Genomic DNA, 12,710 nt, shown 5'->3' on the forward strand with positions numbered 1-12,710 from the left:
TAGACCGGCGCGTCCACAAGCAAACCCCCTTGTTGGGCACGTTTATTCGGTCAGTCCCCGGCGCCACAGGCGGTCCCGTCGCCGTTGCGATCGAGGCCGTGCCGGTCACGCCCTCCAGTGATCTTAAGCGGTTTGAATCCGCGCTCTTTCAGCCAACCGCACTTGTCGGTCACTCCCGCCGGAAACTCCCACGGTACGCAAATGTCGCGATCGCCATAGGCGTGGTCGCAACCGTCCGTACCCTCCTCGATCTCGACCCCCGCCGTCGGCGAGGGCAGCGGTGCGCGGGGCTTGACCCCCGGCTGCTCCGCGAAGGGCTGCACGTACGGCGGCGGCGACTCGACCGGCGCGGCCGGCTGGCGCCCGCCGCTTTCCTGCCCTGCCTCCGGGGCCTGGCCGCTGTCCGGCGCCGTCTCGTCGGCCGGCGCCGCGGCGGGCTTGCCGTCAAACCAGAGCAGGTCACTGTCGCTCCCGCCGGCCACCGCTACGCCAGCGAGCCCCAGCACGAGCGCGGCGGCTACCGCCGCGATCCCGATACGGTCACGGCGGCTGCGGGCCCTGAGCCAGGCGGCCAGGGCCCGGTACCAACGAGTCATCCGAGCTTGACCCACTTGGCGATCGAGGGAACGCCGTTGGCGTTGTGGACAAAGAGCATGTACCACCCGGGCGGGGCCAGGTTGGGGTTGCTCGTCACGTTCAGGTCGATGGTGGTGGCGTTTCGCACCGTCATCGGCAGCTCGACGAACCGCTGGTTGGGGTCGGACGAGTGGGTCACGGCCGCCGGACGGATCAGCGACGCCCGGGTCACTCCGGAATTCACGGTGATCCGCTGGGTCGTGCCGTATCCCCAGTTGGTGTTGGCCACGGTCTGGATCGCCGGCCGCGCGCCCTTGAACATGTACGGCGGCGAGTAGATCGAGATGCGCGTGTCGAACGTGCCGTTGCCGGGGTTGTCACCGACCGCCATGACCCGGCCGTCGGGCAGCAGGAACGCCGACGAGTGGTACGTGCGCGGCACCGGGTCGGTCGCCATGCCGGCGCGGAACTTGTTGGTCTGCGGGTCGAAGATGGACGCCTCGAAGACCGGGTCGGCCCGGTTGTGCAGCCCGCCGCCGGTCTCGAAGACGGTGCCGTCCGGCAGCAGCACGAGCGAGACGTACATCTTGCCCTGGTCGCCGGTCTGCGGCGCACCGCCAGTCAGCGTGCCCTGCGGGATGAGCGGACCCGCCTGGTAGCGCGGGCTCGCCGCCTTGAGGTCGATGAGGTCGGTGAGCCGGTGCGCGGTCGCGCCGGCGTCGCCGTTGCCACCGCCGACGGTGAACACCCGCTGCGCCTGCGCGGGCGGCAGCAGCACGCTCATCGACTGGTCGCGCTCGTCCTTGCGCTGCAGGCCGGGCACGTCGGTGATGGTGCCGTTGCCGTAGTTGTAGATGGACGCCCCGCTGCCCGGCAGGCCCACGCCGAACGTGTGGCTGCCGGTGTAGAAGAGCCGGCCGTCCTGCATCAGCACCATCGCCGGGTACAGGCCCCACCACGCCCAGGTCTGCTTCGTCTCGTCCTGGCGCAGCCAGCGCCCCTCGGATGCCTTGAAGTAGTCGGTGGTGGTGCTGCCGGTCGAGTCCTCACCGAGGCCGCCGAGCGAGAGCACGTCGCCGTTGCCGAGGATCGTCGCCGACGGGTACCAGTGGCCGACGAGCATGTCGTTCGTGCGCGTGTACCTGTTTGTGGCCGGGTCGAAGATGTACGAGTTTTTCAGGCCCTTGTAGCCAACCGTGCCGTCGGCGCTCGGATAGTCCTTGTTGCCGCCCATCACCAGCACCTTGCCGTCGCGCAGCTGCACGTGCCCGGCGCAGAAGAGGTCGACGGGCGTGGCCACGTTGGTGAAGGCGCCGGTCGCCGGGTCGTACACCGCGGTCTTGAACGTGCCGGCGGCGAACGCGTTGGGGTCGTTGCCGGAGCCCGCGACGAGCAACACCTTGCCGTTGTTGAGCATCACCGCGTGGACGCCGCGCACCGCCGACTGGTACGGCATGACCTGCCACTTGCCCTTGGTGCAGCCGGCCGCGTCGGTGCAGCCGCTGGGCGTGGGCGTCGGCGTGACCACCTCGACCATCGAGTAGTCGTCGGTCGTCAGCGTGCCGAGGGCGTAAATGCTGACGCCCCAGGTGATCTGGTCGGTGTTGGCCGGGATCGGCGGCGTACGCACGACCTTCTGCGTCCAGGCGGTGGTGGCCGGCAGGGTCGCCGGATCCATCCAGTACTGCCAGCCGAGCGCGGTGTCGTGGCGGAAGAGCGTGACGGCGTTGGCCGCGGTGGTCGACTTGTAGTAGACGGACAGGTCGTACTGACGACCGGGTGCGACGCGAGGAGCACACTGCGCGTTTTCCAGCATCATCGCCTTGCGGTCGCCCGAGACGAGGCGCGTGATGCTCACCCGCATCGCCCGCGAGCCGCTGCGCGCGTCGGTGGTCACGCCCATCGTGAACGTGTTGTCACCGTGCCCCGACCGCTCCCAGCAGGTCGGAAAACCGTTGGCGTCCAACGTCTCCAGGCCCGGGTTTTGCACCAGGTTGACGGCGGCCTGCGCCGGTGTGGCGACGAAGACGCCGACGGTCAGCATGAGAGCGAAGGCGAGCAGCCGGCCGAGTCCACGGCGGAGCTCAGGGCTGAACATCGGGACGGCTTTTGCGGGAGGCACAGCGTCTCCTGTCGATCCACATCTACCTGGGCCGTCCCGCAGGCTACCGGTGATTCCCGCACTGGCCAAGACGGGTTTGTCCGTCACTGTCCGAGTGGACTTATGTCCAGCCTGGCAAGCCGATCCGGGTCCACAAGAATGTCCAATGCAGTCACCTTGCCGCCACGGATCGTAAACGCCATGACCGACGTGACCCGCTCGCCGTCGCTCGCCACCAGGCCGGGTACGCCATTGACGAGCGCGAGTACGGCCGCGCGCCCCATCCGGGAGTAGGTGACGGCGTTCGTGGCGAGTGTCCTGGCTCCGCGCACCGCGGGACCCTTGTCGGGCCGGGCGACAACGTCGGGGTCGAGCACGGCGAGCAGCGCCTCGATGTCGCCGCCGCGGGCGGCCGCGAGAAACGCTTCCACCACCGCGCGCTGGCCGGCCAGGTCGCCGTCGGACATCGGCTCCGCACCGCGCACCCGGCGGCGGGCCCGGCTGGCCAGCTGCTTGGCGGCGGCCGGCGAGCGACCGAGGATCGGCCCGATCTCCTCGAACGGCACCGCGAACGTGTCGTGGAGCACGAACGCGAGCCGCTCGGCGGGCGCCAACTGTTCGAGCACGACGAGCAGCGCCAGCCCCACCGAGTCGGCCAGCAGCGCCTCCTGCTCGGGGTCCGGCCCGTCCGCGCGGCTGATGATCGGCTCAGGCACGTGCACGCCCAGCGGCTCCTCGCGCCGCGCCCTGCGGGTGCGCAGCATGTCCAGGCACACCCGGCCGACCACGGTGGTGAGCCAGCCGCCGAGGTTGGTGACGTCGCTCGTGTCGGCGCGGGTCAGCTTGAGCCACGCCTCCTGCACCGCGTCGTCCGCCTCGCTCACCGAGCCGAGCATCCGGTACGCCACCGCGCGCAGGTGGCCGCGGTGCGCCTCGAAACGCTCGGCCATCCAGTCGTACTCGTTCATGAACTGTTGACGAGATCGGCCGCGGAAACGTAACAGCTACCGGAACCCACGGCCTACCTTGCGCCCGAGGTAGCCGGCGGTCACCAGGTGCTCCAGCAGCGGCGCCGGCGCGAAGCCCGGCTCGCGCAGCTCCAGGTACAGCTCGCGCTGGATGGCCAGCGCCACGTCCAGCCCCACCACGTCGAGCAGCTCGAACGGCCCCAACGGGTAACCGCACCCCAGCTTCATCGCGTAGTCGATGTCGTCCGCCGTCGAGTACGAGGCCTCGAGCATCCGCACCGCGTCGTTGAGGTACGGAAACAGCAGCGCGTTCACCACGAAACCGGCCCTGTCGGCGCAGACCACGCCGGTCTTGCCGAGTGCGGCCACCACCGCGCGGGCGGTGGCCAGCGCCTCTACCGAGGTACGGATCGTGTGCACCACCTCGACCAGCGACATGACCGGCGCCGGGTTGAAAAAGTGCAACCCCACGACATCGGCCGGCCGCTGGGTTGCCATCGCACACTGGATGACCGGCAGCGACGACGTGGTGGTCGCGAGCACCACGCCGGGCTTGCAGATCTCGTCCAGCAGGGCGAAGAGCGCCCGCTTCACGCTCAGCTCCTCGACGACCGCCTCGACCACGAGGTCGACGTCGGCGAGGTGGTCCAGCGTGGCCGACCAGTTGACCCGCCCCAGCGCCGCGTCGCGCTCCTGCTCGGTCAGCTTGCCCCGCACCACGCCCTTGTCGAGCGACTGCTTGACCGCCTCGCACACGCGGGCCGACTTTTCCGCGCCGCGGGTGACGGACACGACCTCGTACCCGGCCTTCGCGAACACCTCGATGATGCCGGTGGCCATGGTCCCGGACCCGACCACGCCGACCTTCGCGATCCCGCGAGCCCCGTCGGCCGCCGCCGGCTCCGCCGCGGTCGGCGTCTGATCATCCGGTACGAGTACCGGCGAACCCGGCTTCTCGTACGTGTAGAAGCCGCGCCCGGACTTGCGGCCCAGCAGCCCCGCCGTGACCATCTGCTTGATGAGCGGCGCGGGCGCGTGCCGCCGGTCCCGCCCGCCCCGGCGGTACATGGTGTCGAGGATCTCGTACGCCGTGTCGAGGCCGATCAGGTCCATCAGCGCCAGCGGGCCCATCGGCAGCCGGCAGCCGAGCTTCATGGCCGCGTCGATGTCCTCCCGGCTGGCGTAGCGCGCCTCGTACATCCCGACCGCGTGGTTGAGGTAGCCGAACAGCAGCGCGTTGGCGATGAACCCGGCGCGGTCGTTGATGGTCACGTCGACCTTGCCCAGCCGCGCGCAGAGCGCCTCCACGTCGGCGACCACCTCGGGCTCGGTGACGACCGTGCGCACCACCTCGACGAGCTTCATGATGGGCGCCGGGTTGAAGAAGTGGATGCCCACCACCTGGTTCGGCCGGTGGGTGGCCACCGAGATCTCCGTGACGCTCAGCGAAGAGGTGTTGGTGGCAAGGATCGCGGTGGGCTTACAGACCCGGTCGAGCTCCGCGAAGATCCGCTGCTTGAGGTCGAGGTGCTCGGGCACCGCCTCGATGACCAGGTCGACGTCCCGCAACGCCTCCAGCCCCACCGCAAACGTGATCCGCGTGAGCAGCGCGTCCCGGTCGCCCGGCTCCAGCTTGCCCCGCGCGACCGCCCGGTCGGTCGACCCGACAAGCGTGGACCGCCCCTTCTCCAGGGCGCCGTCGCTGATCTCCACCGCGACGACGTCGATCCCGTTGCGGGCGAAGACCTCCACGATCCCGGCACCCATAGTGCCCAAGCCGACAACGCCCACGGTATTGATCTCGCGCGCCACTGCGGTCCCCCTAACGTTCGCTAAGGTTATGCGCGCGAGTCTGCCACGTTTCGCCCTCCCACCCCCGCGGGTGGCACATCTCACCGCCGGCGCCGGACGCCCTCGCCCCTCGCGGACCTTGATACGCGGTCACCCACAGACCAACGACTATCACATTTGCGTTGGGCCCTTTACACCACGCAGTTTCTCTGAATACGGTCGCGTCACCCAACGGCGAATGTAGCGAGGACTGCAATGGCGAAGCTGTGGGGTTGGTGGACCCGACACAAGCTCCAGATCTTGGAAGACTATCTCCAAGCGTTCGCGACAGCGACGAAGTCCGTCGAGGAACGCATCTATCTGGACCTCTTTGCCGGCTGGTCGGAAAACATCAGCCGCGAGACCGACGAGCAGATCCTCGGCTCCGTGCACCGCGCGCTTCGTGCGACACCGCCGTTCACCCGTCTTTGCCTGTTCGAGGTGGAGGGCAAGGCGCAGCGGATCGAGGCCGCGATCCACAAGGCCTATCCCGGAAGGAAGGGCATCGCCGTCTACCCGGGTGACTGCAACATCCAAGTCTCACGGGCCCTCGTCGACCTACGCAGGGTGGCCTGGGCACCTACGTTCGCCTTCATCGACCAGTTCGACTCCGAGGTCCATTGGTCCACTTTGGAGAAGATAGCCAACTTCCGCCTTCGCGGCCCCAAGGCCGAGATGTGGATCCTCTTCGCAACGGGGCAGTACCCGCGCGGCCTGAACATCCACGGCGACGAACTCAACTCGACCTACGGCGACACACTCACACGAATGCTCGGCACGGAAGAGTGGATCAATATCGCCGAAGCACGCAGGCGGGGGATTCTTGACCCGGGGCGCCGCACGCGGCGAATGGGTCAATCTGATGCGTTGGCGCTTGGAGCACGCCCTCGGCTACGCCGCCTCACATGCGTTCACCATGAAGAACACCAACGGCAACGATATCTACGACATGATCTTCACGACGGATCATCCCGTCGGCGCGAAGATCATGAATCACCTATACGCCACGGCGCTTTCACAGCATGAGGCGATGCGCCAGCACGCACTGGCGTTGCGCAGAGACAGACGGCGAGAGGATGCCGGAAGCCCGTCGCTCTTTGCCGTCACCCCGGAAATGATCAGAGCACCGGCTACGGCCGCCGATCATGGATACGTACATGAACCTCCCCACGAGCCGTACCAACTACCCCGCTAGCCAGCCACCGGCAGCACCGGCTCCAACCGCCGACGCGGCATCTCGTCCCAGGTTTGGCCGTCCAATAGGCGGCCACCGGCCTTCGGCGTACGACCTCCCCACTGTTTGAAAAAGAACGCCACCTCAGCCTCGGCGCACGCCTCCCGCAATTGCCGTAGCCATGCTGCCGCCACCGGCCGCGCGTTTGGCCCCGACTCTCCGCCGGCAATCAGCCAGTCCATGCCAGTCAGATCAATCCCGTCAAGCGGCCCTAGAAGCGGCTCGGCGGAAACGAACCGTACCGCGGCGGGGACGCCGCGGAGGCGATCCAGTCGATCAAGGTGACCGGCGTCCTCCACGCTCACCCCCATCCAGACGTTGTCGGGCCACACCAGCTCAGGCGCCAGGCGACTGAGGCGGCTGGCCCGCTTCGTCAGGACCTGATAGGTGTGCCGCGGCGTGGCGGCCATGACCTCGAAAACCTTGTGCACAAAGGCGACCGGCACCCGCGCGTGAAACAGGTCGCTCATCGAGTTGACGAAGACGACGCGTGGCTCACGCCACCGCAACGGTGTTTCCAGCGCGTCCGCATGGACGGCAACGCCGAACCCAGGGCCGGAGGTGCGCGGATCCCCATCGTTCTGGTACTTCGACGAACCCATCGCCTTCAGACGTTTCGCCAACACGAGGGCATAGCAATTGTCGCAACCGGCCGACACGCGGTCACATCCCGTAGTCGGGTTCCATGTCGCCTCGGTCCATTCGATGGCGCTCCGATCCGCCACAACACCCCCTCAGATTCCCGGACAATGGTCTCGCCCAAAGTACGGTCAGATCGCCGCCACGCACTCGGTAGCCTAACGCTGATACACGATCGTGACCGTCGCCGTAGCCATTGAAGCGACGCCCGGATAAATTGCTATTTTGCTAACGCGGCTGGGAAATGCCGGCGGTACCAGTCGTCGCCAGCCCTTGTGACGGTCACCGCTTGATCCAGCGGACCCCGGCCAAGGCGCCCTCCAATGCGCGCCGAGCATGGACGCAGTCCCTCAGGCCGGCGTCAGCCAGCCGCTCCGCCACCTCCTGCGCGCCGATCAGGCGTAGCGTCTCCGCGTCCGGGACGCCGACCTGGCGCAGGTCCGCCGCCAGCTTCGGGCCGATGTTGACCAGGCTCTCCAGCTCCGTCGCCATGGGTGTATCCCTCCAGTCCGAAAAGGACGATCGCGTCGTCCAGCGCCTGCGCCAGCCGGCGCAGGGTGGTGCGGTCGGCCGGCTCGTAGCGCAGGCGCACCGGGCCGGCGAGCGGGGCGGCGCCGACCGTGCGCTCCCCGGCGGTCGTCAGACGCACAAGCCGGCGGCGGCGGTCGCCCGGGTCCGGCGACACCTCCACGAGCCCGCGGGTGGCGAGCCGGTCGAGGAGCTGGCCGAGCGTGGCCGGGTGCATCACGAGCCGCTCCCGCAGCGTCGTGAGCGCCACGCCGTCCGGGCCTGACCACTCTCCGACGATGCGCAGGATCGCCAGCTGGGCACCGGTCACGCCGTGCTCCCGCTCCAGCCGGCGGTTCAACCCGTTGATCGCCGCGTCCAGCCTCGTCCACGCCTGGATGGCGGCGAGCGCGTCAGGGTCGGTCACAAGATTATTATGTAGCACATAGCAATTGCCTTACCGGTGGGTAAGTTTGGGTTTAGACTCCGGACATGACCGCTGTGCACACGCCCGGGGCCCCGTGGATCGAAGACGGCGAGCTCGTCTCCACCAACCCCGCCACCGGTGCGGAGGCCGGCCGATTCCCGGTCGCCGACCCCGACGACGTGACCCGCGCGGTGGAGCGCGGCCGCGAGGCGGGTCTGTGGTGGGCCGGCCTTGGATTCGCCGGCCGCAAGGAGCGGCTGATGCGGTGGCGCGCGCTGCTCGCCCAGCAGATCACCGAGCTGGCAGACCTCGTCAACCGCGAGTCCGGCAAGCCGGTGGCCGAGGCGGTGGTCGAGGCGGTCGCTGCCATCGAGCACGTCGACTGGTCCGCGCGCAACGCCCGCCGCGTGCTGGGCCCGCGCAAGGTGCGCACCCGCCTTGTGCTCGCCGAGTTCTCCGCCCACCTTGAATACCAGCCGTTCGGCGTGGTCGGCGTGATCGGCCCGTGGAACTACCCGGTCGTCACCCCCCTCGGCTCGATCGCGTACGCGCTGGCCGCCGGCAACGCGGTCGTCTACAAGCCCAGCGAGTACACGCCGGCCGTCGGCCAGTGGCTTGTCGACTCGTTCGCGCGGGTGGTGCCCGAGCACCCCGTCTTCCAGATCGTGCACGGGCTGGGCGACGTGGGCGCGGCGCTATGCCGCTCGGGGGTGGGCAAGGTCGCGTTCACCGGCTCCTCGGCCACCGCCCGCAAGGTGATGGCCGCCTGCGCCGAGACGCTGACGCCGGTGCTGATGGAGGGCGGCGGCAAGGACGCGATGATCGTCGACAGCGACGCCGACCTCGACAAGGCCGCCGAGGCCGCCGTGTGGGGCGGGCTCACCAACGCGGGCCAGACGTGCATCGGCATCGAGCGGGTGTACGCGGTGGACCCGGTCTACGACGAGTTCGTCGCCAAGGTGGTGCAGCGGGCCGAAAAGCTGACCGTTGGGGCGGGCGGCGGCGCCGACATCGGCCCGATCACGATGCCCGCGCAGCTCGACATCATCCGCCGCCACATCGACGACGCGCTGGCCCGCGGCGGCCGGGCGCTGCTCGGCGGCGCCGAGGCGGTGCAGCCGCCGTACGTGAAGCCGACAATCCTCGTCGACGTCCCGGAGGACTCGGCGGCGGTGCGCGAGGAGACGTTCGGCCCGACGCTGACGATCCGCCGCGTGCGCGACGCCGACGAGGCGGTCGCGCTGGCCAACGCCGTCACCTACGGGCTCGGCGGCTCGGTCTTCGGCCACAAACGGGCGGTCGCCATCGCCCGCCGGCTCCGCTCCGGCATGAGCGCGATCAACTCGGCGCTCACCTTCGTGGGCATGTCGACGCTGCCCTTCGGTGGCGTCGGCGACTCCGGCTTCGGCCGCATCCACGGCGAAGACGGCCTGCGCGAATTCGGCCGGGCCAAGGCGATCACCCAGCGCCGCGGCCCGTCCGTGCTTCCGGCCCAGACCTTCGAGCGCACGCCCAAAGACGTCGACCGCATCGTCAAGGTCGTCAAGCTCCTCTACGGCCGCACCCGCTAGACACCATTTCAGGAGATTTGAGCTACCGCGACGTCCGCGGTGGTCCGGACCGTCGCGCGGGGCCCCCGGGGAAACGTGGAGCGCAGCGGAGCGTTTTCTTGGGGTGCGTTCCCGCAGCCTTACGCTCCGCGGTCGTTGAGCCAACCCCAACCCTCCACAGGGGAACGCGGCGGCCGCCGGCCGCGTCGAACGGGCCATGAGGATCACCGTGGGGCTGCTGGCGGCCATGTCCCTCGCCGCGTGCGGCGAGGCCACTCATACGATCGAAGCCGCGCCGGTGTGGCAGGAGCCGAGCCACTACACGTACGTCCTCGAGTCGAGCTGCGGCGAGCGCCTGCTGATCGGGCGCTTCCGCATCACGGTGGACGGCGGCAAGGTCACCAAGGCGGAAGGGCTCGACGAGCCCGGCCAGCGGGCGCTGCAGGGCAAGAGCGAGAGCCCGCCCACGCTTGGTCAGCTCCTCGAGCAGGTGCGGACCGCCCGCCGCGCGAACGCGCACAAAGCCGAGCTGACCACCGACCCCACCGACGGCCACCCGACGAAGATCACGATTGACCCGATCGAAAACGCGATCGACGACGAGTCCTGCTACGCGATCACGGAGTACCGCGCCTAGCGTGGCCTCGAAAGGCCCACCGGAAGCGCTAGTCGCGGGCTGAGCGGCCGGCGTGGGTGGCCAGCTGGTCCAGGCCGCTGATGATGCCGCCGGCAAGATCGTCGCCGCCGAAGGCCGCCACCATCGACAGCGCGGCAAGCTTGGCCTCGCGGTCGAGGATGCGCTTGCGGGCCACCGAGCCGGTGATGATCTCCAGCACCCGCTGGTTGGGCGACACCGCGACGAGCACCGAGCGGTCCGGGTCGCCGAGCTGGGCGTGAAGCTTTTCGGCGTGGCCGCGCACCGGCTCGTCCAGGTCTCCGATGTAGACGCTGAACGTCAGGCCCGTGGACCGGTCGGCCACCCGCAGCGCCTCGTCCAGGCGCAGAAGCTGCCGGGTGTTGAACGGCCCGTCGAGCACACCGGCGCGGACCGCCGTGCCGCCCTCGGCGGTGTGGTCACCAGCGGTCACTTGCGCCTCCCGTCGGTCCGACCCGCGTCGGCGCCGCGACGAGCTCGCCGCCCCGCTCCGCTGGGGACTCCACTCCGGCCGACCCCGCGGGCAGCGCCGCGTGCGACGACGTGCCGGCGGGCAGCTCACCGTGCGAAGCCTGCGAGCCAGAAGCCTGGGCACCGGCCAGCTGCTCGGGTGCGGCCAAGAACCACACCGGGGCGAACTCGAACGGGCGGCCCGGCCGGTAGCGCCTGGCCGCGCGGCCACCGCCGAGCGCGGCCAGCCCGGAGATCACAAGCACGATCGCCAGCGGTATGCCGGCGAAGACGAGCACCGTCTCGGTTACAGACACGGACAACACTCCTGACTCAGACGCCGTTCACGGTAGCGGAGGGCGTTGCCCGCCATATCTCGGGGTGCCGATCACCCCATCCGAGTGACGCTTCCAGCTCGGCGGCGGCCGTGATCAGGACGCCGTCCGCGCCGGGCCGGCCGGTCAGCAGCACCCCGACGGGCATCCCGTCGACCGGCGACACCGGGATGGACACCGATGGCTGGCCGGTGACATTGAACACCGCGCAGTACGGCGAGAACCGCCGCTGCAGGTCGAAGTCCAGCTCAGGGTCGCCCGCCTCGGTGAACGAGCCCACCCGCGCCTGGGGCGCCGCCAGTGTGGGGCAGAGCAGCAGGTCGTACCCGGCGGTGGCGCGCATGCCACGGCGGACCTGTACCTGGATCTCGGCCAGCGTGCTCATCAGCTGCGCCGCCGTGACCGCCGCACCCCGCTCCCGCATCAGCCGGGTCAGCGGCAGCAGCTCGGCCTCGCGCTCGGGTGGGACCGGGGCGAGCGCCAGCACGTACCAGAGGATCTCGAAGAGCGGCCACACCTCGGGCCCGAACGGCGCCGGGACCTCGACCACCTCGTGCCCGGCCGCGGCCAGCGCGGTGGCCGCGACGTCGACGGCGCCCGCGCACGCCGGGTCGACCGGCTGGTCCCCCACGAGCATCGGCGTGACGAAGCGGCCCACCCGCAGGCGTGGGCCGGTCCGCCGGGCCGCGGCCAGGTACCCGCCCTCGGGCGGCGGCGGCGCGGGGTACGGCTCGCCGGGCACGGGCACGGCCATCGCGTCGAGCATCGCCGCGGCGTCGGCAACTGTCCGGGCCAGCGGGCCGGGCGTGGGCAGCCCGAACGCGCCGAAGCCCAGCGGCCCGCCGGAGACCACGCCACGGCTGGGCTTGAAGCCGACCAGCCCGCACAGCGCCGCCGGTATGCGCACCGACCCTCCGCCGTCGGAACCCTGCGCGAACGGCACCAGCCCGGCCGCCACCGCCGAGGCCGCGCCGCCGCTGGAGCCGCCGGCGGTGTAGTCCAGGCCCCACGGGTTGCGGGCCGGCAGCGCGACGATCCCCTCCGAGTAGAGCGAAACGCCCAGTTCGGAGGTGGTCGTCTTGCCGAGGCTGACCGTGCCGGCCGCGCGGAGCAGGGCCACCACGTCGGCGTCCAGTGGCGGCACGAAGTCGGCGAACGCGGCCGAGCCGAACGTCGTCCGTACCCCCGCGGTCATGGTCAGATCCTTGATCGCCGTCGGCACCCCGTGCAGCCGCGGGCGTCCCTCGATCGGAACCGCGTCGGCCGCCACGGCCTGCGCCCGCGCCTGGTCGGCGGTCACCGTGACGAACGCGCCTACCGTCTCGCCGTGCGCGGCGATGCGGTCCAGGTAGTGGTCGACAAGTTCGAGGCTGGACACCTCGCGCCGGCGGATCGCGTCGGCCTGCTCAAGGGCGGTGAGGTCGTGAAGATCGGCCAT

At 70.0% G+C, this 12,710-nt stretch carries 12 protein-coding genes and 1 pseudogene; 3 read left to right on the forward strand and 10 right to left on the reverse strand.

What is annotated here, in order from left to right:
* Window positions 1-50 precede the first annotated feature (50 nt).
* The 4 genes from Phou_RS12265 to Phou_RS12280 form a co-directional block, all read right to left on the reverse strand.
* Entirely contained in the window at window positions 51-596 is a 546-nt protein-coding gene (locus Phou_RS12265) for a hypothetical protein (protein WP_173056175.1), read from the reverse strand.
* Window positions 593-2,698 (reverse strand): galactose oxidase early set domain-containing protein, encoded by a 2,106-nt coding sequence (locus Phou_RS12270; RefSeq protein WP_246273509.1) that lies wholly within the window; start codon window positions 2,696-2,698, stop codon window positions 593-595. The genes Phou_RS12265 and Phou_RS12270 overlap by 4 nt, the downstream gene beginning before the upstream one ends.
* An 83-nt stretch (window positions 2,699-2,781) precedes the next feature.
* Window positions 2,782-3,645, reverse strand: coding sequence for a sigma-70 family RNA polymerase sigma factor (locus Phou_RS12275; protein ID WP_173056176.1), 864 nt, complete (start codon window positions 3,643-3,645; stop codon window positions 2,782-2,784).
* A 36-nt stretch (window positions 3,646-3,681) separates the two neighbouring features.
* A complete protein-coding gene (locus Phou_RS12280) occupies window positions 3,682-5,457 on the reverse strand; it encodes a 3-hydroxyacyl-CoA dehydrogenase family protein (RefSeq protein ID WP_173056177.1) in 1,776 nt (591 codons plus the stop codon).
* A 234-nt stretch (window positions 5,458-5,691) separates the two neighbouring features.
* Here Phou_RS12280 and tcmP point away from each other — a divergent pair, with 234 nt between their 5' ends.
* Window positions 5,692-6,501 (forward strand): three-Cys-motif partner protein TcmP, encoded by an 810-nt coding sequence (gene tcmP, locus Phou_RS12285; protein WP_173056178.1) that lies wholly within the window; start codon window positions 5,692-5,694, stop codon window positions 6,499-6,501.
* A gap of 165 nt (window positions 6,502-6,666) precedes the next feature.
* On the opposite strand, the gene Phou_RS12290 is transcribed toward tcmP, so the two are convergent.
* From Phou_RS12290 to Phou_RS55425, 3 genes and pseudogenes are all read right to left on the reverse strand, one after another.
* The gene (locus Phou_RS12290; RefSeq protein ID WP_173056179.1) at window positions 6,667-7,434 is read right to left on the reverse strand and encodes a DUF5131 family protein; all 768 of its coding nucleotides are present in this window, start codon (window positions 7,432-7,434) and stop codon (window positions 6,667-6,669) included.
* 196 nt (window positions 7,435-7,630) lie between these two features.
* A complete protein-coding gene (locus tag Phou_RS55420; RefSeq protein WP_371872107.1) occupies window positions 7,631-7,840 on the reverse strand; it encodes a TfoX/Sxy family DNA transformation protein in 210 nt (69 codons plus the stop codon).
* A 148-nt stretch (window positions 7,841-7,988) separates the two neighbouring features.
* Window positions 7,989-8,300 (reverse strand): annotated as a pseudogene (locus Phou_RS55425) (MarR family transcriptional regulator); the annotation flags it as partial.
* 47 nt (window positions 8,301-8,347) lie between these two features.
* Here Phou_RS55425 and Phou_RS12300 point away from each other — a divergent pair.
* Both Phou_RS12300 and Phou_RS12305 read left to right on the forward strand, forming a co-directional pair.
* Complete coding sequence (locus Phou_RS12300; RefSeq protein ID WP_173056181.1) at window positions 8,348-9,853, forward strand: aldehyde dehydrogenase family protein; 1,506 nt, start codon at window positions 8,348-8,350, stop codon at window positions 9,851-9,853.
* A 196-nt stretch (window positions 9,854-10,049) separates the two neighbouring features.
* The gene (locus tag Phou_RS12305; protein WP_173056182.1) at window positions 10,050-10,469 is read left to right on the forward strand and encodes a DUF6174 domain-containing protein; all 420 of its coding nucleotides are present in this window, start codon (window positions 10,050-10,052) and stop codon (window positions 10,467-10,469) included.
* A 28-nt stretch (window positions 10,470-10,497) separates the two neighbouring features.
* On the opposite strand, the gene Phou_RS12310 is transcribed toward Phou_RS12305, so the two are convergent.
* Genes Phou_RS12310 through Phou_RS12320 form a run of 3 tightly spaced genes read right to left on the reverse strand, consistent with a single transcriptional unit; the run spans window position 10,498 to window position 12,710 of the window.
* Entirely contained in the window at window positions 10,498-10,920 is a 423-nt protein-coding gene (locus Phou_RS12310) for a DUF5130 family protein (protein ID WP_246273510.1), read from the reverse strand.
* Window positions 10,907-11,254 carry an aa3-type cytochrome oxidase subunit CtaJ gene (ctaJ, locus tag Phou_RS12315; RefSeq protein WP_173056183.1) on the reverse strand — a complete coding sequence of 116 codons (348 nt, stop codon included), beginning with the start codon at window positions 11,252-11,254 and terminating at the stop codon, window positions 10,907-10,909. Before ctaJ ends, Phou_RS12310 begins: the two co-directional genes overlap by 14 nt.
* Before the next feature lie 16 nt (window positions 11,255-11,270).
* Window positions 11,271-12,710: an amidase gene (locus Phou_RS12320; RefSeq protein WP_173056184.1), complete on the reverse strand. Its 1,440-nt coding sequence runs from the start codon at window positions 12,708-12,710 to the stop codon at window positions 11,271-11,273.

The organism is Phytohabitans houttuyneae, assembly GCF_011764425.1.
In the GTDB taxonomy this organism is placed as follows: Bacteria; Actinomycetota; Actinomycetes; order Mycobacteriales; family Micromonosporaceae; genus Phytohabitans; species Phytohabitans houttuyneae.